This window comes from Mycobacterium sp. ENV421 (assembly GCF_002887815.1).
In the GTDB taxonomy this organism is placed as follows: domain Bacteria; phylum Actinomycetota; class Actinomycetes; order Mycobacteriales; family Mycobacteriaceae; genus Mycobacterium.
This window is the reverse complement of record NZ_PDHO01000032.1, coordinates 22,022-40,616: the sequence shown is the minus strand read 5'-3', so window position 1 is coordinate 40,616 and position 18,595 is coordinate 22,022. Positions and strand designations below refer to the sequence as shown.

Sequence of the window (18,595 nt, the reverse complement as noted above, 5' to 3'; positions counted from 1 at the left end):
CAAGTACGGTATCCACCGATGGACCACCTATCCCACACGTCGTCGGGGATCCCACTGAACCCGGTGTACGGACCGGCCGACCGCAGTGGCGATCCTCCCGCGCCGGGCGCGTTTCCGTTCACCCGGGGCAACTTCTCCAGCGGATACCGCGGACGGTTGTGGACCTTCCGCCAGTATTCCGGCTTCGGCACCGCCGAGGAGTCGAACGAGCGCTATCGCTACCTGCTCGAGCAGGGCGGTACCGGATTGTCGGTCGCCCTGGACCTGCCGACCCAATGTGGCTACGACTCCGACGATCCGGAGTACGGCGAAGAGGTGGGCCGGGTCGGCGTCGCGGTCGACACCCTCGCCGATGCCGAGATCCTGTTCGACGGCATCCCGCTGGACAAGATCAGCACCAGCTTCACGATCAACGGGACGGCGGCGATCCTGTTGGCGTTTTATGTCGCCGCCGCGGAGAAGAAGGGGGTGCCGCGCGAGAAGCTCACCGGCACCATCCAGAACGACATTCTCAAGGAGTACGCCTCCCGAGGCACCTGGATCTGGCCGCCGGAGCCGTCGCTGCGCCTGATCGCCGACACCATCGAGTTCTGTGCGGCCGAGGTGCCCCGGTTCAACGCGATCTCGGTCGCCGGAGCGCACTTCCGCGACGCCGGCGCCAACGCCGTGCAGGAGATGGCGTTCACCCTCGCCGACGGCGTGACCTACTGCGACACCGTCGTCGAGCGCGGCCGAATGACCATCGACCAGTTCGCGCCGCAGATCTCCTTCTTCTTCTACACCCACGGCGACTTCTTCGAGGAGATCGCCAAATACCGTGCGGGACGCCGTCGTTGGGCGACGATCGTCCGGGAGCGGTGGGGAGCCAAGACCGACAAGGCCGCGATGTTCCGGTTCGGCTGTGTGTCCGGCGGTGCGTCGCTGTACGCGCCGCAGGCGCAGAACAACCTGGTCCGGGTGGCCTACGAGGCGTTGGCCTCGGTGCTCGGCGGCGTCCAGTCGATGTTCACCGCCGCCTGGGACGAGCCGTTCGCGCTGCCCAGCGAGGAGTCCGCGACGCTGGCACTGCGCACCCAGCAGATCCTGGCCTATGAGACCGGGGTGACCCGGGTGGCCGACCCGCTCGGTGGCTCCTACTTCGTCGAGGCGCTCACCGATGCCACCGAGGAACGCATCATCGAGATCATGTCCGACCTCGAAAAGCACGGTGGCATGGTGCAATCCATCGAGGACGGCTACCTGCAGGGGCTGATCGCCGACGAGGCCTACAAGATCCATCAGGACGTGGAATCGGGCGTCCGCCCGGTGGTCGGGGTGAACAAATTCGTCGTCGACGAGCCTGCCCCGGACCTGGCCACGTACGAACTCGACGCCGCGGGCCGCGACAAGCAACTGCGGCGCCTGGCGAAGGTGAAGGCCGAACGCAGTGAGCTCGCCGTGAAAGAAGCGTTGGCAGCCCTTTCCAGAGCGGCGGAAGGTGATGACAATCTGATGCACAAGCTGATCGACTGCGCCAATGCGTACTGCACCGTTGGCGAGATGGTCTCCACGCTGAAGTCGGTGTGGGGCGAATTCCAGCAGCCGGTGGTCTTCTAGTGAGCGCTCGCATCCTGGTCGCCAAGCCAGGTCTGGACGGCCACGACCGCGGGGCCAAGATCGTGGCCCGCGCACTGCGTGACGCCGGCTTCGAGGTCATCTACACCGGTATCCGCCAGCGTATCGAGGACATCGTGTCGATCGCGCTGCAGGAAGATGTTGCGGTGGTGGGACTTTCGATCCTGTCGGGTGCGCACCTGGCCCTGACCAAGCGGACGGTCGACGCGCTGCGCGAAGCCGACGCCGGCGACATCGCGGTGATCGTCGGCGGCACGATCCCGCAGAGTGACGTGTCCAAGCTGCTGGAAGTAGGAGCCGCGGCGGTGTTCCCGACCGGGACATCGCTGGACACCCTGGTGACCGACGTCCGCGCGCTGACTTCAGAACAGGTGGCCGACTAATGCGTCTTGGCGTGATGATCGGTGCCGAGCGGGGTGATATGGCCCGCAAGGTGAAGAAACTCCTCGAGGACATCGAATGGGCTGAGGGCGCCGGCTTCGACACCGCGTGGATGCCGCAGGTGCCCAACGACTATGACGCGCTGACGATGGTCGCGCAGATGGGTGCCCGCACTTCGCGCATCGAGCTGGGCACCGCGGTGGTCCCGCTGCAGGCGCAACACCCGATCGCGCTGGCCCGCCAGGCGCTGTCGGTCCATGCCGGCAGCGGCAACCGGCTGGCGTTGGGCGTGGGACCGTCGCACCACTGGATCATCCGCGACATGCTGGGGCTGCCCTACGAGAAACCGGCGTCCTACACCCGCGACTACCTCGAGGTGCTCAACGCGGCGCTGGCCGGCCCCGGCGACGTGGACGTCGAGAACGACTCCTTCACCGTGCACAATCCGACTGTGCTGCAGGCAGATTCACCGCTTCCGGTATTGCTCGCCGCGCTGGGGCCGGTGATGCTGCAGATCGCGGGTGAGCTCACCGACGGCACCGTGCTGTGGATGGCCGACGAGCGCGCGATCGGCGACCACATCGCGCCGCGGATCAACAAGGCCGCCGACAACGCCGGCCGGCCGGCCCCGCGCATCGTCGCCGGAATCCCGGTGTGCTTGTGCGCCAACTCGGAGATCGAGGCGGCCAAGGACCGGGCCAACCGGATCCTTGCCGAGGCCGAGACGTCGCCCAACTATCAGAAGCTGCTCGACCGCGGCGACGCACGCGACGTCGGCGACCTGTGTGCGGCCGGCGACGAAGAGGCCATCCTGGCCCGGTTCCGCGCCTTCGCCGACGCGGGGGTCACCGACCTGTCGGTGCGGCTGTTGCCGATCGGGGAGACCCGTGACGAACTGGTCGCCTCGAAATACCGGACGCGCGAGGTGATTGCGCAGCTCGGCGCCGAGGTTCGATGAGCTCCACGGCTCCACTGTCGGGCGTTCGCATCCTCGAGGTCGGCACCATGCTGGCCGGCCCGTACGCCACCATGCTGCTCGCCGATCTCGGTGCGCAGGTCATCAAGATCGAGCCGCCCGGCGGCGAGATCTCCCGACAGGTCGGGGACAGCTATTTCGCCAGCCTGAACCGCAACAAGCGCAGCGTATGCCTGGACCTGGCCTCCGACGCCGGGCAGCAGCGCCTCGGTGAGCTGGTCGCGGAATCCGATGCGCTGCTGGTCAATATGAAGCCGTCGGTGATCCGGCGCTTCGGGCTCACCTATGAGGCGCTGCGAACGCACAACGAGAAGATTGTGTGTGTCGCGCTAACCGGCTACGGCCTGGACGGCGGCGACGACCCCGCCTTCGACTACGTGATCCAGGCGGCCACCGGGGTGGCCGCGATGACCGGTGACCCAGATGCGCCGCCGACGCTGCCGGGCTACTCGTCGGCCGACAACTCCACCGGGTTGACCGCGGCGCTGGGACTTCTGGCGATGATCGTCTCCGGGCAGGGTGGGCAGGTGGATGTCTCGCTGCGCGACGTGATGTTCTCGCAGCTGAACTACCGGGCCGCAGCCTATCTCAATGACGGTGTACATCCGCGCAGACATCCGTTCGGTGCGCACTCGTTTTACGTTCCCGCGCAGCTGTTTCCGACCGCGGACGGATATCTGGCGCTGTTCGTCACGCATGACGGCTTCTGGAAGATCTTCGCCGCCGAGGCCGGTATCAATGGCTTCCCGACGATGGCCGAACGATCGGCGCGCCGCGACGAGGTGCTGGCGATCGTGACCGCAGCGCTGGCCGCCGACACCGCGGTGGGCTGGGAAGAGCGGTTGCGTCCGTTGGGGATCCCGGCTGCCGCGGTGCGATCGCTACCCGACGCCCTCGAGGCGACCCCGGAGGTCATCGTCACCGCCGGGGATTACCGCCTGGTCGGCAGTCCGGTGCGGGTGGTGGGCTTTGAGCCCGACTATCTGCCGCCCCCGGTGCTCGACGAGTTTCAGTCGTCGTAGGTCACGGTCACATCGGACTCGGGCACGCCCTGGCAGGTCAGGATCAGGCCGTCGTCGATCTCGCTGTCGTCGAGCACCTCGTTCACCCGCATCTTGACCTGTCCATCGGTGAGCGTGGCGATGCAGGTTCCGCAGTTGCCGGCTTCGCAGCTGTAGGGCGGGGTCAGTCCGGCGCGGCGGGCGGTCTCCAGCACCGTCTCGCCCTCGTTGACCGGCATGGTCACCGTCTTACCGTCCAGCGTGATCGTCGCCGTGCTCACTTCTCTCCTCAGCGTCTGCGCAGTATCATTCTACCCAGATGAGAATACAGTTCTCTACTGACGATAGTATGTTCTCGCTTGTTGACCTGTTGATGGGATTGTCACTGACCATGTGCGAGCGGACCGCGCCGTGAGCGACGTGCGAGTGCTTGCGTTCGAGGACCGCATCTACACACGATCTCAGGTCGATGCGCTGTCCGCCGGATTGGCCCGCACTCTCGCGAGCCGTGGCGTGCGGGCCGGTCAGCGGGTCGCGCTGATGTCGTCCAACCGGCCCGAGTTCATCTTCGCCGTGCACGCCATCTGGCGCCTCGGTGCGTCCGCGGTCCTGATCAGCCCGGCCTGGAAAGCAGCCGACATCGGCCATGCGCTCGAGGTGTCCCGCGCCGACCATGCCGTCGGGGACAGCCCGCTGCTGGCCGACCTGATGCCGATGCTCAGCCTCGACGATCCGATCAGCCCGGCGGAGCCCACCCCCGTGGAGTACGCGGCTGACTCCGATGCCGTGCTGGTGTTCAGCTCGGGGACCACGGGTATGCCCAAAGCGGTTCGGCACACTCATGGTTCGCTGGCCGCGAGCATCCGGCACTGGCGCCACGCCCTGGGCCTCACGGCCGTCGATCGCATGCAGATCGTCACACCGCCGTCGCACATCCTCGGCCTGCTCAACATCGCCACCGTGCTCGACGCGGGCGCGTGGATGCGTCTGCATCGCCGATTCGACATCGACGCCATGCTGCAGTGCATCCAGGACGACCGCATCACCGTCGAAATGGCCGTCGCGCCAATCGCATTGGCGATCGCGTCCCATCCGAAGCTCGACACATTCGACCTGTCGTCGCTGCGCTACATCATGTGGTGCGCCACCCCGGTCACCACCAGCGTCGCCGAGGCCGTGACCGAACGGACCGGGATCGGGTGGATCTCGGCGTACGGCACCAGCGAGGTACCGGTGATCGCCTGTTGCCCGCGCGACGCGGCCCGACTCGACACCGTCGGGCGACCGATCCCGCCGGTGCGCATCGTGTCGACGGAGACCGGCGAACCGGTCGAGCCGGGCACGGTCGGCGAGATCCAGGTGCGCTCGGATTCGGCGATGGCCGGCTACCTGCCCGCCGACGCCACCGCCGCGGCGTTCGACGACGGCTGGTATCGCACCGGGGACCTCGGCTACCTGGACGACGGCTGGCTGCGAATCACCGATCGGCTCAAGGAAATGGTCAAGGTGCGGGGCTTCCAAGTCGCTCCCGCCGAGGTCGAGTCGGTGCTGCACGGCCATCCCGCGGTGGCCGACTGCGCGGTGTTCGGTGTGCCCGACGAGGTGGACGGTGAGGCCGTGATCGCTGCGGTCACCGTCGCCGAGCCGGTCGGCGCCGAGGAGCTGGACGGGCTGATCGCCGAGAAGCTGGCGTCCTACAAACGTCCCCGCGACATCGTTTTCGTGCCCGAAATCCCGCGCCTGCCATCGGGCAAGGCGTTGCGGCGAGTTCTCAAGGAGCAGTATGGATGCACGCCTGACCAGTGAGCAGCAGCAGCTGCGCGATGCCGCCGCCCGGCTGGCCGACGACTTCGGACCGGGCTCCGTCGCGGACCTGGACGACCAGTCGCGCCGGGCGCGGCTGGCCAAGACCGTCGACGCGACCGGCTGGCGGTCGCTTCGTTCCGACGGCGCCAGCGGCGTCGAAGTGGCGTTGGTGGCAGAGGAATTCGCGCGTGGTCTGGTCGACGTGCCGTTCCTCGGTCCGGTGCTCGCCGACGATCTGTACTGCCTGCTGGCGGCCGACCCGGTGCCGGCGACCATCGCGGTCGGTGACACCGTCATCGACGCCGACGGTTCCTCCGCTGCGCTACGACTCGCCGGAACGACCGTCGAATCGGTCGGTGTCGGCGCGGCCCGTGGCGCCGCGGATCTGACCCGCATCACCGCAGCCGTCTCCGGCTCAGCGGACACCGTGGGGGAGCTGACCGCCGAGCAGACGCAGCGCTGGTACGCCCTCGCGCTGGCGGTGACGACGGCCGACCTGGTCGGCGCGGCACGCGGCACCCTCACGCTGGCAACCGAATACGCAAAGGTGCGCGAGCAGTACGGCTCGGCCATCGGTTCGTACCAGGCCGTCGCCCACATGCTGGCCGAAGGCCTGGCCCTCATCGAGGGATCGGTCAGCGTGCTGCGTCACGCCGCCTGGGCTGTCGATGAGCTGCCCGTCGAGCAGGCTGTCGAAGCCGGCCGGGTCGCCAAGATCTACTGCGCGCGAGCCGCACTGGCGGTGTGTGAGATGTCGATCCAGGTGCACGGCGGCATCGGCAATACCTGGGAGTGCCTCGCCCATGTCTATTTGCGCCGGGTGCTGGCTGCCACCGAGGCCTGGCCAGTCAAGTTGGAGGAGTTGACCATTGGACTTTCGTGATTCTCCCGATGAGGCCGCGTTCCGGGAGCGGCTGCGCGGCTGGCTGACAGAACAGAAGGGCAAGTTCCCGACATCGGGAGACGCCTATTGGGCCAAGGCGGGGGAGTGGCACCAGGCGCTGTACGCCGCCGGATTCTTCGGCACGTCCTGGCCGACAGAGTACGGCGGCCAGGGCTTGCCACCCGTGTTCGACGTGATCGTCGACGAGGAGATCGCCAAGGCCGGGGCGCCCGCGCGTCCGAGCCTGGGCTATCTGGTGGTCGGCCTGAGCCATCACGGCAGCGAGGAACTGCGGCAGCGCTTCCTGCCCGGGATGATCAACGGCACAGAGCGCTGGTGCCAAGGCTTTTCGGAGCCCGGGGCCGGATCGGACCTGGCCTCGCTGACCACGACCGCCACCCGCGACGGTGACGAGTACGTCATCGACGGTCACAAGATCTGGACCAGTTACTCCGACTGCGCCGACTGGTGCCTGGTCTTGGCGCGCACCGACAAAGAGGTGCCCAAACACAAGGGCATCTCGGCGTTCATCGTCACGATGCACCAGCCTGGGATCGTCCAGCGGCCGCTGAAGATGATCAGCGGTGTCACCAAGGAATTCGGTCAGGTCGAGTTCGACGGGGCGAGGGTGCCGGCCGCGAACATGGTCGGCGCGCCCGGCGACGGCTGGAAGCTGGCGATGACGGTGGTCAGCCACGAGCGGGAGCCGTCGACATTGGGTTTCTCGGCGCGCTACGGGAAGCTGGTGCGCCAGATGGCCTCCCGCGTCGAGGGCCCAACACCCGACGAACTGTCGTGGGCGTGGGTGCAGACCGAGATGTTGCGCCTGCACGTGCGTCGGCGCCTGTCCGAACAGCTCGACGGCATCAAGCATGGCCCGGACGGGTCGCTGGACAAACTGTTGATGACCTGGACCGAGCAGTCGGTCGGGCACGCCGCGCTGGCCACCGTCGGCACCGACGACGAGGAGTTGTTCGGTGCCTACCTCTACAGCCGTGCCCAGAGCGTGATGGGCGGGACGTCGCAAATTCAGAAGAACATCATCGCCGGACGAATTCTTGGACTGGGAGTTTAACGACATGTACGACATGCCCGACGAAATCGACGTCACCGCCGACGGTCCGCTGCGGATCATCACGCTGAATCGTCCCGACGAGCTCAACGCCGTCAACGACAATCTCCATGTCGGGCTGGCCAAGATCTGGGAGGCACTCAACGAGGATGCCTCCGCGCGGGCGGCGGTGATCACCGGTGCGGGCCGGGCTTTCTCGGCCGGCGGCGACTTCACCTACCTCGACGAGCTGCGCAGCGACGAGGCGTTGCGGCAGAAGACGATCAAGCACGGTCGCGATCTGGTGATCGGCATGGTGCGGTGCCGCATTCCGGTGATCGCGGCCGTCAACGGCCCGGCGGTCGGGCTGGGCTGCAGCCTGGCCGCACTGTCGGACGTGGTGTACATCGCCGAGAACGCGTTCTTCGCCGACCCGCACGTGTCGATCGGGCTGGTCGCCGCCGACGGCGGGCCGCTGGTGTGGGGATCGCAGATCAGCTTGCTTCAGGCCAAGGAGTTCGCCCTGACCGGCGTGCGGATCAAGGCGCAGCGCGCGGTGGAGCTCGGGCTGGCGAATCATGTTGTCGCCGATCCGGTCTCCGAGGCGATCGCCTGCGCGAAGAAGATCATCGAACTTCCGCAGCAGGCCGTCGAGGCCACCAAGCGGCTGATGAACATCCAGCTGGAGAAGTCGGTGATGGCCTCGCTGGACTACGCCAACCTCGCCGAGTACGTGTCGTTCGGTACCGCCGATTTCAACAGGATCGTCGACGGATTGGTCGCCAAGAAGTAGACCACCGCGAGCAGACACAAACTCGGGCTGATTGCCTAGAAATCGCCCGAGTTTGTGTCTGCTCGCGAAAGAGGCGCGCGCTACTTCGGCGGGAAGCGCAGCGCACCGTCCAAGCGAATGGTCTCGCCGTTGAGGTAGTCGTTCTCGGCGATCGACAGCGCCAGCTGGCCGTACTCGACCGAGCGTCCCATCCGCTTCGGGAACGGCACCTGCGGACCCCAGTACGCCTCGAGCTGCTCGGCGGCTTTGCCGTAGGCAGGGGTGTTGATGGTCCCGGGCGCGATCGCCATCACCCGGATGCCCAACGGCGAAAGGTCGCGTGCCGCAACCAGAGTCATCGCCACCACGCCACCCTTGGCGGCCGAGTAGGGCAGCTGGCCGATCTGGCCTTCGTACGCGGCGATCGACGCGGTGTTGATGATCACGCCGCGGGCCCCGTTCTCGTCGGGCTCCTGGCGCGCCATCGCGGCCGCGACATTACGCATCACGTTGAACACCGCGGTCAGGTAGAACGTGATGGTCTTGGTGAACGCCTCCATCTCCATCGGTGCGCCGTCCTTGCCGACCAGCCGGCCACCGCCGGCCGGGCCGCCGTGGGTGTCCACCGAGATGCGCAGCGGCCCCAGCTCTTCGGCGGCGGCGATGGCAGCCAGTACGTCCTCGTCGTTGGTGACGTCGGTGCGGACGTAGGGGACGGCGAGCTCGGCGGCGAGTTCCTTGCCCTTGTCGTCGGCCAGGTCGGCGATCACGACCCTGACGCCGGCCGCGTGCAGCGTGCGCACGGTCGCCTCGCCGAGGCCACCCGCGCCACCGAAGACGACGGCGGAACTTCCACTGATCTGCATAGCGTTACCCTTCTTGCAACTGACACTCTCTAGTTGAGAGAATAGTATTCTCATACAGACCGGAATTGGTCAATCACGTAGGGACGTAGCGTTGCCCGTTATGGATGTCGCCGAGCTGATTACCGCGGCCCGCGGCGGGAACATGCGCGCGGTCGGGCGGCTGCTGAGCCTGGTCGAGAGTGATCGCCGTGACGAGGTGCTCGCCGAGATCGGCCGGGCCGTGGTTCCGGTGGTCGGGGTGACGGGCCCGCCCGGTGCGGGCAAGTCGACCACCATCGCCGTTCTTGTCGCGGCGTATCGCGAACGCGGACAACGGGTTGCGGTGCTGGCCGTGGATCCGTCGTCGCCCTATAGCGGGGGCGCGCTGTTGGGGGATCGGATCAGGATGGCGCAGCACATCAACGATGCCGACGTGCTGATCCGGTCGGTGGCCACCCGCGGCCATCTCGGCGGCCTGGCCGCCGCGGTGCCCGCCGCGATCCGGCTGCTCGGTGCGCTCGGTTTCGACGTCGTCCTGCTGGAGAGCGTCGGGGTCGGACAATCCGAGATCGAGATCGCCGCCGTCGCCGACCCGACGATCGTGATCCTCAATCCGGGTGCCGGCGACGCGGTCCAGGCTGCCAAGGCGGGCCTGCTCGAGGTCGCCGATCTGGTGGTGGTGAACAAGGCCGACCGGGACGGCGCCGCCCAGACGGTGCGCGACCTCAAATTCGAGACGCACGTCCCGGTGCTGACGCTGGTCGCCGCCCGGGCCGAGGGGGTGGCGGAGCTCGTCGAGGCGATCGAGGCCCACCGACGGGCCGACACCGCGGAGCGCCGCGCCGCGCGGGCCCGCGCACAGGTGTTGTCACTGGCGCAGAGCCGGCTGCATCGGCATCCGGATCTCGACGCACTGGCACAAGCTGTCGCCGATGGCAGCCGTGATCCGTACAGCGCGGCGGAAGCGTTGATCGCTCAACCGGTTTCGCCTGCGGTCGAGTCGTGAACCGTCCTACTTGCGGGCGAATCCCTGGGAGCAGAAGGTCCACACTTCGTCACCGCTGATCGGCGTGTGGACGTTTTCGTCGTCCTCGACCCCGCTGGACTGAGCGATGAACATGATGGTCTGCATCGTCATCGCCGCCATGCGGCGAGGGTTGGCGTCTTCCCTGAGCTCACCGGCCGCCGACGCCTCGTCCATCAATTCGGCGAACAGCGCCACTAGCGGTGCGTGAGCAACCTTGACCTCGTTGGGATGTGAGATCAGCAGCTGGGGGGCGAAGTCGGTGAACAACGGCCGGCGGGCGGTCGGATCCGGCCGGGACAGTTCGAACAGCAGGGTGACGGCCACCTTGAGACGGTCCAGCGGATCGCTCTGAGCCGACGTCGCGGCCCGGATCTGATCGGCGGCCCGGCTCAGCGCATCCTCGAACAGGGCGAGCAGCAGTTCGTGCTTACCGTCGAACTGCAGATAGAAGCTGCGTAGCGACTGGCGGGACCGGTCGACGACTTCCTGCACGGTGAAGTCGGTGCTGCCCTTTTCGGTGATGATGGCCTGCGCGGCATCCAGGAATCGCTGCACGCGCTGCCCGGCGCGCACCTTGGCGGTCCGGATCGACCGCTCGACGGCGCGCTGCTTCCAGGCAGGCTCTTCACTCGGGCTGTTCACTGCCGGGCTCGAGACGTGCGGATGCGGGTTCCGATGTTGCTCACGGTAAGAGAGTACTACTCTCAGCGGCGAGAATTATGTTCTCAATTCAATACTGACCAAAATTTTTGTTCCGGCCAGTCTAACGGGTGACCAGCGCATTCGCCGCCATGGCGTACGTCACAGATTTCCCAGCCGCGGAGCGTGCGCCAGCGACCTGATCGCCGACCCGGCTTCCCTGGTCAGATCGCGTGCCGAGCCGAGCAGTCCGTCCAGCACGAAGGTGCGCTTCACGTGCCGGTGCAGGTCGTGCTCGTCGGTGAACCCGATGCCGCCAAGAACCTGCTGACAGTGCTTGGCTGCGGTCACAGCGGCCTGACCGGCAGCGGCCTTACCCAGCAGGCAGGCCAGGTCGGTGCCGTCGACCTGGGCCACCAATAGGGCCGCTTCGGCGCCCTCGACGGCGACCAGCGTCTCGGCAAGCCGGTGGCGCACAGCCTGGAACGACCCGATGGGACGGCCGAACTGAACCCGGTCGACGGCATGCTGGCGCGCCAGCCTCAGCATCGCCCGCGCCGAACCGGTCAGCCACCAACCCAACGCGAGTCGGCCCCTGGCCAACGGCACCTCCGAGCCGGCATCGACGGTGCTGACCGGAAGTTCGGGATCCATCGCCGAACCGGGACCGTCGGTGCGCTCCCAGATCACCCAGCGGCCACCGGTGTACGGCAGTGCGATCGTCCCGCCCGGCGACCGCCCGGCCGATGCGAGCACCACGTCGTTGATCACGCCGGCATGCGTGCCGGTCTCACCCAACAGCCGGAACACCAAGGACGTTGCCTCGGCTGGGATCTCGTCGAGCATCTCCAGCCAGCCGAGGTCACGCAGAACGTCTTCGACATTGGGGGACCCGTCCGCGGCCGCGGCGCTCATCGACTTCTCGAGCGTGTTGGCCAGCATTCCCAGTTCGCCGTCGTCCACGTCTCACTCCTTCCCGAGGTCGAGAAGCCGGCGGGCGATGATGTTGCGCTGGATCTCCGCGGTCCCGCCGTAGACGGTGGCCGAGCGCGAGTACAGGAACTCTGAGCGCCAAGGAGTCTCGTCGAGTTCGAGCACCCCCGGCAGCACATCCCGTGCGGTGTCGTACAGACGCTGTTCGGCACCGGCCAGCAGCACCTTGTCGATCGAGGTCTCCGCCCCGAGCTTCGCCCCGTCGGCGAAGCGGTGCTGGGTCGCCGCCGACCGGCAGCGCACGGTGTGCAGCGCGAGGTAGGCCGCGCCGAGTTCGGCGTCACCGGCGTCGGTCTCGTCAGCGATCAGCTGGTCCAACCTGGTGAACAGATAGGAGATTCGCTGCCAGAAACACGTGGACCGCTCGAACGGCAACAGGTCATTGGCCAGCCGCCACCCATCCCCGGGATTGCCGAGCATGCGGTCGGCCGGCACCACCACGTCGTCGAAGTACACCTCACAGAATTCGTCGACGCCATGCATGGTGTGCAGCGGCCGCACCGTGATGCCGGGGGAGTCCATGTCGATGAAGAACGCGGTGATGCCCTCGTGTTTGGGCGTCTCCGGCGAGCCGGTGCGGGTCAGCAGCACGCAGCGTTTGGAGAACTGCGCGAAGCTGGTCCACACCTTCTGGCCGTTGATCACCCACTCGTCGCCACGCCGGGTGGCCTTGGTGCTCAGCGACGCCAGGTCACTGCCCGAGCCGGGCTCGGAGAAACCCTGACACCAGTGCTCCTCGCCGCGCAGGTAGCGCGGCACCATCTCGGCGGCCAGCTCCGGTCGCGCATACGAGATCATGGTCGGCACAAGGACTTCCATCATCGAGTACGGACCCGGCTCGGCGATGTTGCGACCGAGCACCTCCTCGGCGACGATCATCCGCATGATCACCGAGCCGCCGAGGCCGCCCACCTCTTCGGGCCAGCCGTAGCGCATCCAGCCGGCGTCATAGAGGGCCCGTCGTACCCGGCTCATCTGCTCGATATGGGCGGGCAGCGAATGATCCGGGCCCGGGCTCAGGTCGTTCTCGTCGAGCCAGGCTCGCAGGTCGTTGCGGAATTCGTCGGCGGTCGTGCCGGATTCGGCCACCGTGGTCATCCGCCGGCCGGCCGGCCGATCGCGTGCGGACGGCCCGAATCGTGCACACCGGTGCGCCGGATGAACGTCATCGCGCGGGTGTTCAGCCGCCAGCCCTTCTCGGTCCGCAGATAGGTGTCGCGGTAGTAGCCGATGCGCATGTCGTGCGCCGAATGCTCGATGAAGCACAGCGGTTGGGTGCCGGTGGCCTTGTCCCGGTCGTTCTCGTCGAATTCGACCAGTGACTCGCCGGTCATGAACAGCCCTTTGGGTGCCGCATCGACCAGCTCGGGAAACCGGCTCAGCGAATAGGTTTCGCCGAAGGCGCTGTAGGTGCCGTCCTCGGTGAAGACCTTGACCAGATTCTCGACGTCCAGCTGGGTGATGGTGACCGCGTAGCGGGCGAGCAGCTGCTGGATCTCGACGATGTCGTCAGTCCGCGGTGTTGACATAGACTTTCCCGCCTTTCATGACGAAGCTGACGTGCTGGGTGACGGTGATGTCGGACAACGGATCGCCGGGCACGGCGATGATGTCGGCGAGCAGACCTTCGGCGATCCGGCCCCGATCGGTGACGTTGATGAGGTCGGCGCCGACGACGGTGGCCGCCCGCAGCACAGCGGCCGGCGGCATGCCCCACTCCACCAGGGTGACGAGCTCGTCGGCGTTCTTACCGTGCGGAATCGCGGGCGCATCGGTGCCGACCGCGATCTTCACCCCGGCCTCGTAAGCGGCCTTGATCGATGTCTCCGCCTTCGGGAACATCTCGGCCGCTTTGTCCTGCAACACCTTCGGCGCATGCGATACGTCCATCGCCTGGGCGAGCCGACGGGTGGTCACCAGGAAGCGATCGTTGTCGACCAGCATCTGGATGGCCTCGTCGTCCATCAGGAAGCCGTGCTCGATGCAGTCGATGCCGCACGCCACCGCATGCTTGACCGCCTCGGCGCCGTGGGTGTGGGCCGCTACCCGCAGGCCGCGCCGGTGCGCCTCGTCGACGATCGCCCGGAGCTCCTCGTCCGAATAGTGTTGCGCGCCTGCTTCGCCGGTCAGCGACATCACGCCGCCGGAGACGCACACCTTGATCAGCTGCGCGCCGTGCTTGATCTGATAGCGCACCGCCTTGCGGATCTCGTCTACACCGTTGGCGATGCCCTCCTCGACGGTCAGCTCGAGAGCGCCCGGCATGAAGGCGGCGAACATCGTCGGGTCCAGATGTCCGCCGGTCGGCGTGATGGCATGCCCGGCAGGCACGATCCGCGGACCGTCGATCCAGCCCGCGTCGATCGCCTTGCCCAGCGCTACGTCCAGCAGGTAGCCACCGGTCTTCACGAACAGCCCGAGGTTGCGCACCGTGGTGAAACCCGCGCGCAGCGTGCGGCGGGCATTGCCGACCGCGCGCAACACCCGGGTCGGCGGATCATCCTGGACCTGGGAGAGGCCGGGGTTTTCGCCCCGGCCGCCCATCAGGAGATTGACCTCCATGTCCATCAACCCCGGAAGGAGGATGGCGTCGCCCAAATCGATGACATCGGAGCTCTCGTCAACGTCGCCCCCCACCGAGACGATTCGGTCGCCGTCGACTTTCACGATGGCGGGGCGGACGATCTCGCCCGCGTCCACGTCGACGTACCCCGCCGCCTTCAGGGTCGTTGCGCGCGGCGATGGGCCGCTTGCGCGAAGAGCAGACAACCTAGACCACCGGCTCCTTGATCAGTTCGATATACGCGGCCCCACTGTCGAGCACGCGGGGCTGCTTCCACACCTCGATCGGAAAGCTCACCTGCACGATCGACTGTCCTAGATGTACCAGAGCCTTGGCGTCTTCCGGCATGCCTTGGAGCGGGAAGCGGGCGTCGACGTAGACCATGATGTCTTCCAGCCGCGCCAATCCGGCGTCATAGAGCTCCTGCATCTCGGCCATCGTCGAGTTCAGCCGCTTCTGGTAGCGCTCCTCCTCGGTGGGCAGACACCAGTCGCTGAAGCGCTCCAGGTCGGCGAATTCCGCTGGCAACTTAGACATTTGCTGGATCCTTTTCTTCCGCCTTCGGGCTCTGCGCTGCGGCCGCCCCGTTGCCGTTGCGTGCGGGCAATGACTGTTTGTACCGGTCCACGTACTTGTGCGCGGTGTGGTGCAGGTGGCGCAACAGGATTTCCTGGTCGCACAGCGGGAAGTCCAGTACGGCGCGGGTGCCGATCTGGGTCTGCGTGGCTTCCAGAGTGTTGGCGTCCTGGAACGCGTACTCCTTGAAGGTCACCGCGGCCAGTTCCTGGGAAAGTCGTTCGCGCAGGTTCTTCGGCGGCACGAAGTACAGGTCGGCCTCGAAGATATGGGAGTCCACCCCGGTGGGCCAGTAGTTGTAGGTCAGGTACCAGCCCGGCGCCCAGAACAGCAACGTGAAGTTCGGGAAGAACTCGAACGAGTCCTGGCCCCACGTCGAGTGCCGGCCGGGATTGATCGCGGGTGGCAGCTCATCGGGCAGGATGCCTTTGATGTCGGGACGGTCCCACGGCCCGAAAAGGCCGCTGTGCAGGATCCGTTCGATGGGCTTGACCATCTTCAGGTCCTTCGGCGGACTCATGCCGCCCCAGGACGAGATCATCGAGTGGTCGCCCTTGATGTCGTAGTGCAGCGCCTCGAAGCCGAACTTGGCGAGCTTCTCGGCTTCCTCCTTCTCCGCCTGCTTCATGTGCAGGATCGGCGCGTGGTAGAACTCGACGAAGGCGTCGATGAACAGCTTCCAGTTGGAGCCGACCGTCGCGCGATAGCTGTAGTGCTCGGTCATCTCGTGGAACGGATAGCCCTTCAGGCCTTGACCGAACTCGCCGAGGTACTCCTCGAGCGAGACCGCGTCATCGTCGAAGTTGACGAAGATGAAGCCTTCCCACACCTCGCAGCGCACCGGCTTGAGCGGGTAGTCGGCCTTGTCGACGTCGAAGAACTCCTGCTCCTGCTGGATGAAGGTCAGGTCGCCCTTCAGCGAGTACCGCCAGGCGTGGTACTTGCAGACGAATTGGCGGCAGCTGCCCGAAACCTCTTCGCCGGGATAGTCATTCCACACCAGCTTGTTGCCGCGATGGCGGCACAGGTTGTAGAAGGCGCGGACCTCGTCACCGTCGTTGACGATGATGATCGACGTACCCGGCCCGACTGACGGCAGCTCGCGGGTGATGTAGTTGCCCTTCTTGGGGACCAGCTCCACGCGGCCCATTTGCAGCCAGGTCTTGCGGAAGATGGCCTGCTGCTCCAGCTTCCAGTGCTCGGGATCAATCGAGTCCTCGTAGTTGACCGGACCGGTGCCGAGTTCCGGCCAGTTCTCGGTCCAGCTGCCGACATCCGGCTTCTTGAAAAATGCCACGTACTTACCTTTCGTTCTCGAGCTGTACGCCGAAAGTGTTGAACGCCATGGCCAACATGCCGTAGGCGCCGACGGTGAAGACGAAGTCCATGCGCTGACGCTCGGTGAGATGCTCGCCGAGCGCGGCCCAGGTCTCGTCGGTGAGATTGGATTTCTCCTCGAGCTCGTCGGTGGCCCGTACGACAAGCCCGTCGAGCTCGTTGTCGGCCCCGCCGGTGCGGATGGCCTCGACGTCGTCGTCGGTCAGCCCTTCCGCCTTGGCCATCTCGACGTGGTGCTCCCACTCGTAGGTGCAGTCCCGGCGATGCGCCACCCGCAGCACCGCGACCTCCCGCAGCCGGGCCGGCAGCGTGGAGCGGAACAGCAGATAGACGTTGAAGCCGAGGTAGGCCTTGGTCAGGTCGGGGTGACGAACGAGGGTCGACAGCGCCGTTCCGGCGCCCTCGGGGTTCTGCCGGTCGCGCGGCAACATGCCCTTGAGCGCGAGCTGGACCTCGTCGTCCCACTGCTCCGCAGGTAGCGGTGTCAGGCGCATCGGTAACCCCCTCTCGCGATGGAGAATCACATTCTCAATTCCGAATAACAGGTTTCCATGAACTTGCCGGAAGGTCAATCCCCGCGCCTGAACAGGCCGGAAAAACCAGGGCCGACCAGGTGTGTCGGAAGGTCAGCCTACGGGCCGCACGCACCGGTAAGCCGATTACCGGATGTTGATTCTCGCGGAATGAGAAGCTAGTTTTCATTGGAGAGGTCAGCGACGGAAGGAACCGGTATGCGCAAAGAGGACATGATCCTGATCAGCGTCGACGACCACATCGTGGAACCGCCCGACATGTTCGCCAATCATCTGCCGAAGAAATACGCCGACGACGCTCCCCGGTTGGTGCACAATCCCGACGGCTCCGACATGTGGCGGTTCCGCGACATCACGATTCCCAACGTCGCGCTCAATGCGGTGGCGGGGCGGCCCAAGGAGGAATACGGCCTGGAGCCGCAAGGGCTCGATGAGATCCGGCCCGGCTGCTACAACGTCGACGAGCGGGTCAAGGACATGAACGCCGGCGGCATCCTGGGCTCGATGTGTTTCCCGTCGTTCCCCGGTTTCGCGGGCCGGTTGTTCGCCACCGAGGATGCCGAGTTCTCGCTGGCGCTGGTGCAGGCCTACAACGATTGGCATGTCGAGGAGTGGTGCGGTGCCTATCCGGCACGGTTCATCCCGATGACGTTGCCGGTGATCTGGGACCCGGTCGCCTGTGCGGCCGAGATCCGCCGCAATGCCGCGCGCGGAGTGCACTCGCTGACGTTCACCGAAAACCCCGCTGCGATGGGCTATCCCAGTTTCCACGACTTCGAGCACTGGAAGCCGATGTGGGACGCCCTGGTCGACACCGACACCGTGCTCAACGTGCACATCGGCTCCTCGGGCCGGCTCGCGATCACCGCCCCCGACGCGCCGATGGACGTGATGATCACCCTGCAGCCGATGAACATCGTCCAGGCCGCCGCGGACCTGTTGTGGTCACGGCCGGTCAAGGAATATCCGGACCTCAAGATCGCCCTGAGTGAGGGCGGCACCGGGTGGATTCCCTACTTCCTGGAACGCGCCGATCGCACCTATGAGATGCACTCGACCTGGACCGGGCAGGACTTCAAGGGCAAGAAGCCCTCGGAGGTGTTCCGCGACCACTTCTTGACCTGCTTCATCTCCGACCACGTCGGGGTACAACTGCGCAACGACGTCGGCATCGACAACATCTGCTGGGAAGCCGACTACCCGCATTCGGACTCGATGTGGCCCGGCGCCCCCGAACAACTCGACGAGGTCCTGCGCGAACACCACGTGCCCGACGACGAGATCAACAAGATGACCTACCAGAACGCCATGCGCTGGTACCACTGGGACCCGTTCACGCATATCTCCAAGGAGCAGGCCACGATCGGCGCGCTGCGCAAGGCCGCCGAAGGCCACGACGTCTCCATCCAGGCCTTGTCGAAGAAGGAGAAGACCGGCGCCAACTTCGCCGACTTCGCGGCGAACGCCAAAGAGCTGTCCGGCAATACGGACTGACATCGTCCGCGGGGGACAGGGCGCCGGTGCGTAGAGAAGAAGATCGCGCCGGCGCGCCGTCCTGCGTGCGGACCGTTGAGTAGAGGAGTGTGGGTGTGTCTTC

Annotated in this window: 20 protein-coding genes; 10 read left to right on the top strand and 10 right to left on the bottom strand. The window is 66.3% G+C overall.

Annotated features, from left to right (window positions below; translation table 11 throughout):
- The first annotated feature begins 18 nt into the window (after positions 1-18).
- Genes CRM90_RS25220 through CRM90_RS25205 form a run of 4 tightly spaced genes read left to right on the top strand, consistent with a single transcriptional unit; the run spans position 19 to position 3,993 of the window.
- Positions 19-1,596 (top strand): methylmalonyl-CoA mutase family protein, encoded by a 1,578-nt coding sequence (locus CRM90_RS25220; RefSeq protein ID WP_102809638.1) that lies wholly within the window; start codon positions 19-21, stop codon positions 1,594-1,596.
- Positions 1,596-1,997: a cobalamin B12-binding domain-containing protein gene (locus CRM90_RS25215; RefSeq protein WP_102809637.1), complete on the top strand. Its 402-nt coding sequence runs from the start codon at positions 1,596-1,598 to the stop codon at positions 1,995-1,997. Before CRM90_RS25220 ends, CRM90_RS25215 begins: the two co-directional genes overlap by 1 nt.
- Entirely contained in the window at positions 1,997-2,953 is a 957-nt protein-coding gene (locus CRM90_RS25210) for an LLM class F420-dependent oxidoreductase (protein ID WP_102809636.1), read from the top strand. The genes CRM90_RS25215 and CRM90_RS25210 overlap by 1 nt, the downstream gene beginning before the upstream one ends.
- Positions 2,950-3,993, top strand: coding sequence for a CaiB/BaiF CoA transferase family protein (locus tag CRM90_RS25205; protein WP_102809635.1), 1,044 nt, complete (start codon positions 2,950-2,952; stop codon positions 3,991-3,993). Before CRM90_RS25210 ends, CRM90_RS25205 begins: the two co-directional genes overlap by 4 nt.
- On the opposite strand, the gene CRM90_RS25200 is transcribed toward CRM90_RS25205, so the two are convergent.
- Positions 3,981-4,253 (bottom strand): 2Fe-2S iron-sulfur cluster-binding protein, encoded by a 273-nt coding sequence (locus tag CRM90_RS25200; RefSeq protein ID WP_081845173.1) that lies wholly within the window; start codon positions 4,251-4,253, stop codon positions 3,981-3,983. The two genes, CRM90_RS25205 and CRM90_RS25200, sit on opposite strands and share 13 nt — an antisense overlap.
- A 130-nt stretch (positions 4,254-4,383) precedes the next feature.
- Between CRM90_RS25200 and CRM90_RS25195 the strand changes: the two genes are divergently transcribed.
- The 4 genes from CRM90_RS25195 to CRM90_RS25180 are packed head-to-tail and all read left to right on the top strand — an operon-like array spanning position 4,384 to position 8,505.
- Positions 4,384-5,778 (top strand): class I adenylate-forming enzyme family protein, encoded by a 1,395-nt coding sequence (locus CRM90_RS25195; RefSeq protein ID WP_102809658.1) that lies wholly within the window; start codon positions 4,384-4,386, stop codon positions 5,776-5,778.
- Positions 5,756-6,661, top strand: coding sequence for an acyl-CoA dehydrogenase family protein (locus CRM90_RS25190; protein ID WP_102809634.1), 906 nt, complete (start codon positions 5,756-5,758; stop codon positions 6,659-6,661). Before CRM90_RS25195 ends, CRM90_RS25190 begins: the two co-directional genes overlap by 23 nt.
- The gene (locus CRM90_RS25185; protein WP_102809633.1) at positions 6,648-7,736 is read left to right on the top strand and encodes an acyl-CoA dehydrogenase family protein; all 1,089 of its coding nucleotides are present in this window, start codon (positions 6,648-6,650) and stop codon (positions 7,734-7,736) included. The genes CRM90_RS25190 and CRM90_RS25185 overlap by 14 nt, the downstream gene beginning before the upstream one ends.
- Positions 7,737-7,740: 4 nt before the next feature.
- Positions 7,741-8,505, top strand: a complete 765-nt coding sequence (locus tag CRM90_RS25180; protein ID WP_102809632.1) for an enoyl-CoA hydratase/isomerase family protein — start codon at positions 7,741-7,743, stop codon at positions 8,503-8,505.
- A gap of 80 nt (positions 8,506-8,585) precedes the next feature.
- Here CRM90_RS25180 and CRM90_RS25175 read toward each other — a convergent pair whose 3' ends face one another.
- Positions 8,586-9,350 (bottom strand): SDR family NAD(P)-dependent oxidoreductase, encoded by a 765-nt coding sequence (locus CRM90_RS25175; RefSeq protein WP_102809631.1) that lies wholly within the window; start codon positions 9,348-9,350, stop codon positions 8,586-8,588.
- 100 nt (positions 9,351-9,450) lie between these two features.
- On the opposite strand from CRM90_RS25175, the gene meaB reads away from it, so the two are divergent.
- Positions 9,451-10,335: a methylmalonyl Co-A mutase-associated GTPase MeaB gene (gene meaB, locus CRM90_RS25170; RefSeq protein WP_199190048.1), complete on the top strand. Its 885-nt coding sequence runs from the start codon at positions 9,451-9,453 to the stop codon at positions 10,333-10,335.
- Between the two features lie 6 nt (positions 10,336-10,341).
- Here meaB and CRM90_RS25165 read toward each other — a convergent pair whose 3' ends face one another.
- From CRM90_RS25165 to CRM90_RS25130, 8 genes are all read right to left on the bottom strand, one after another.
- Positions 10,342-10,998: a TetR/AcrR family transcriptional regulator gene (locus CRM90_RS25165; RefSeq protein ID WP_036344069.1), complete on the bottom strand. Its 657-nt coding sequence runs from the start codon at positions 10,996-10,998 to the stop codon at positions 10,342-10,344.
- Positions 10,999-11,157: 159 nt separating this feature from the next.
- Positions 11,158-11,937, bottom strand: coding sequence for an acyl-CoA dehydrogenase family protein (locus CRM90_RS25160; protein ID WP_102809657.1), 780 nt, complete (start codon positions 11,935-11,937; stop codon positions 11,158-11,160).
- Positions 11,938-11,961: 24 nt separating this feature from the next.
- Complete coding sequence (locus CRM90_RS25155) at positions 11,962-13,077, bottom strand: acyl-CoA dehydrogenase family protein (RefSeq protein WP_502693318.1); 1,116 nt, start codon at positions 13,075-13,077, stop codon at positions 11,962-11,964.
- A 5-nt stretch (positions 13,078-13,082) separates the two neighbouring features.
- A complete protein-coding gene (locus CRM90_RS25150; RefSeq protein ID WP_102809628.1) occupies positions 13,083-13,517 on the bottom strand; it encodes a nuclear transport factor 2 family protein in 435 nt (144 codons plus the stop codon).
- Positions 13,498-14,757: a metal-dependent hydrolase family protein gene (locus tag CRM90_RS25145; RefSeq protein ID WP_102809627.1), complete on the bottom strand. Its 1,260-nt coding sequence runs from the start codon at positions 14,755-14,757 to the stop codon at positions 13,498-13,500. The genes CRM90_RS25150 and CRM90_RS25145 overlap by 20 nt, the downstream gene beginning before the upstream one ends.
- A gap of 1 nt (position 14,758) precedes the next feature.
- Positions 14,759-15,088, bottom strand: a complete 330-nt coding sequence (locus CRM90_RS25140; RefSeq protein ID WP_036344076.1) for a hypothetical protein — start codon at positions 15,086-15,088, stop codon at positions 14,759-14,761.
- Complete coding sequence (locus tag CRM90_RS25135; protein ID WP_102809626.1) at positions 15,081-16,424, bottom strand: aromatic ring-hydroxylating oxygenase subunit alpha; 1,344 nt, start codon at positions 16,422-16,424, stop codon at positions 15,081-15,083. The genes CRM90_RS25140 and CRM90_RS25135 overlap by 8 nt, the downstream gene beginning before the upstream one ends.
- 4 nt (positions 16,425-16,428) lie before the next feature.
- Positions 16,429-16,959: a carboxymuconolactone decarboxylase family protein gene (locus tag CRM90_RS25130; protein ID WP_102809625.1), complete on the bottom strand. Its 531-nt coding sequence runs from the start codon at positions 16,957-16,959 to the stop codon at positions 16,429-16,431.
- A gap of 237 nt (positions 16,960-17,196) precedes the next feature.
- Here CRM90_RS25130 and CRM90_RS25125 point away from each other — a divergent pair, with 237 nt between their 5' ends.
- Positions 17,197-18,492 carry an amidohydrolase family protein gene (locus CRM90_RS25125; RefSeq protein WP_102809624.1) on the top strand — a complete coding sequence of 432 codons (1,296 nt, stop codon included), beginning with the start codon at positions 17,197-17,199 and terminating at the stop codon, positions 18,490-18,492.
- Positions 18,493-18,595 lie beyond the last annotated feature (103 nt).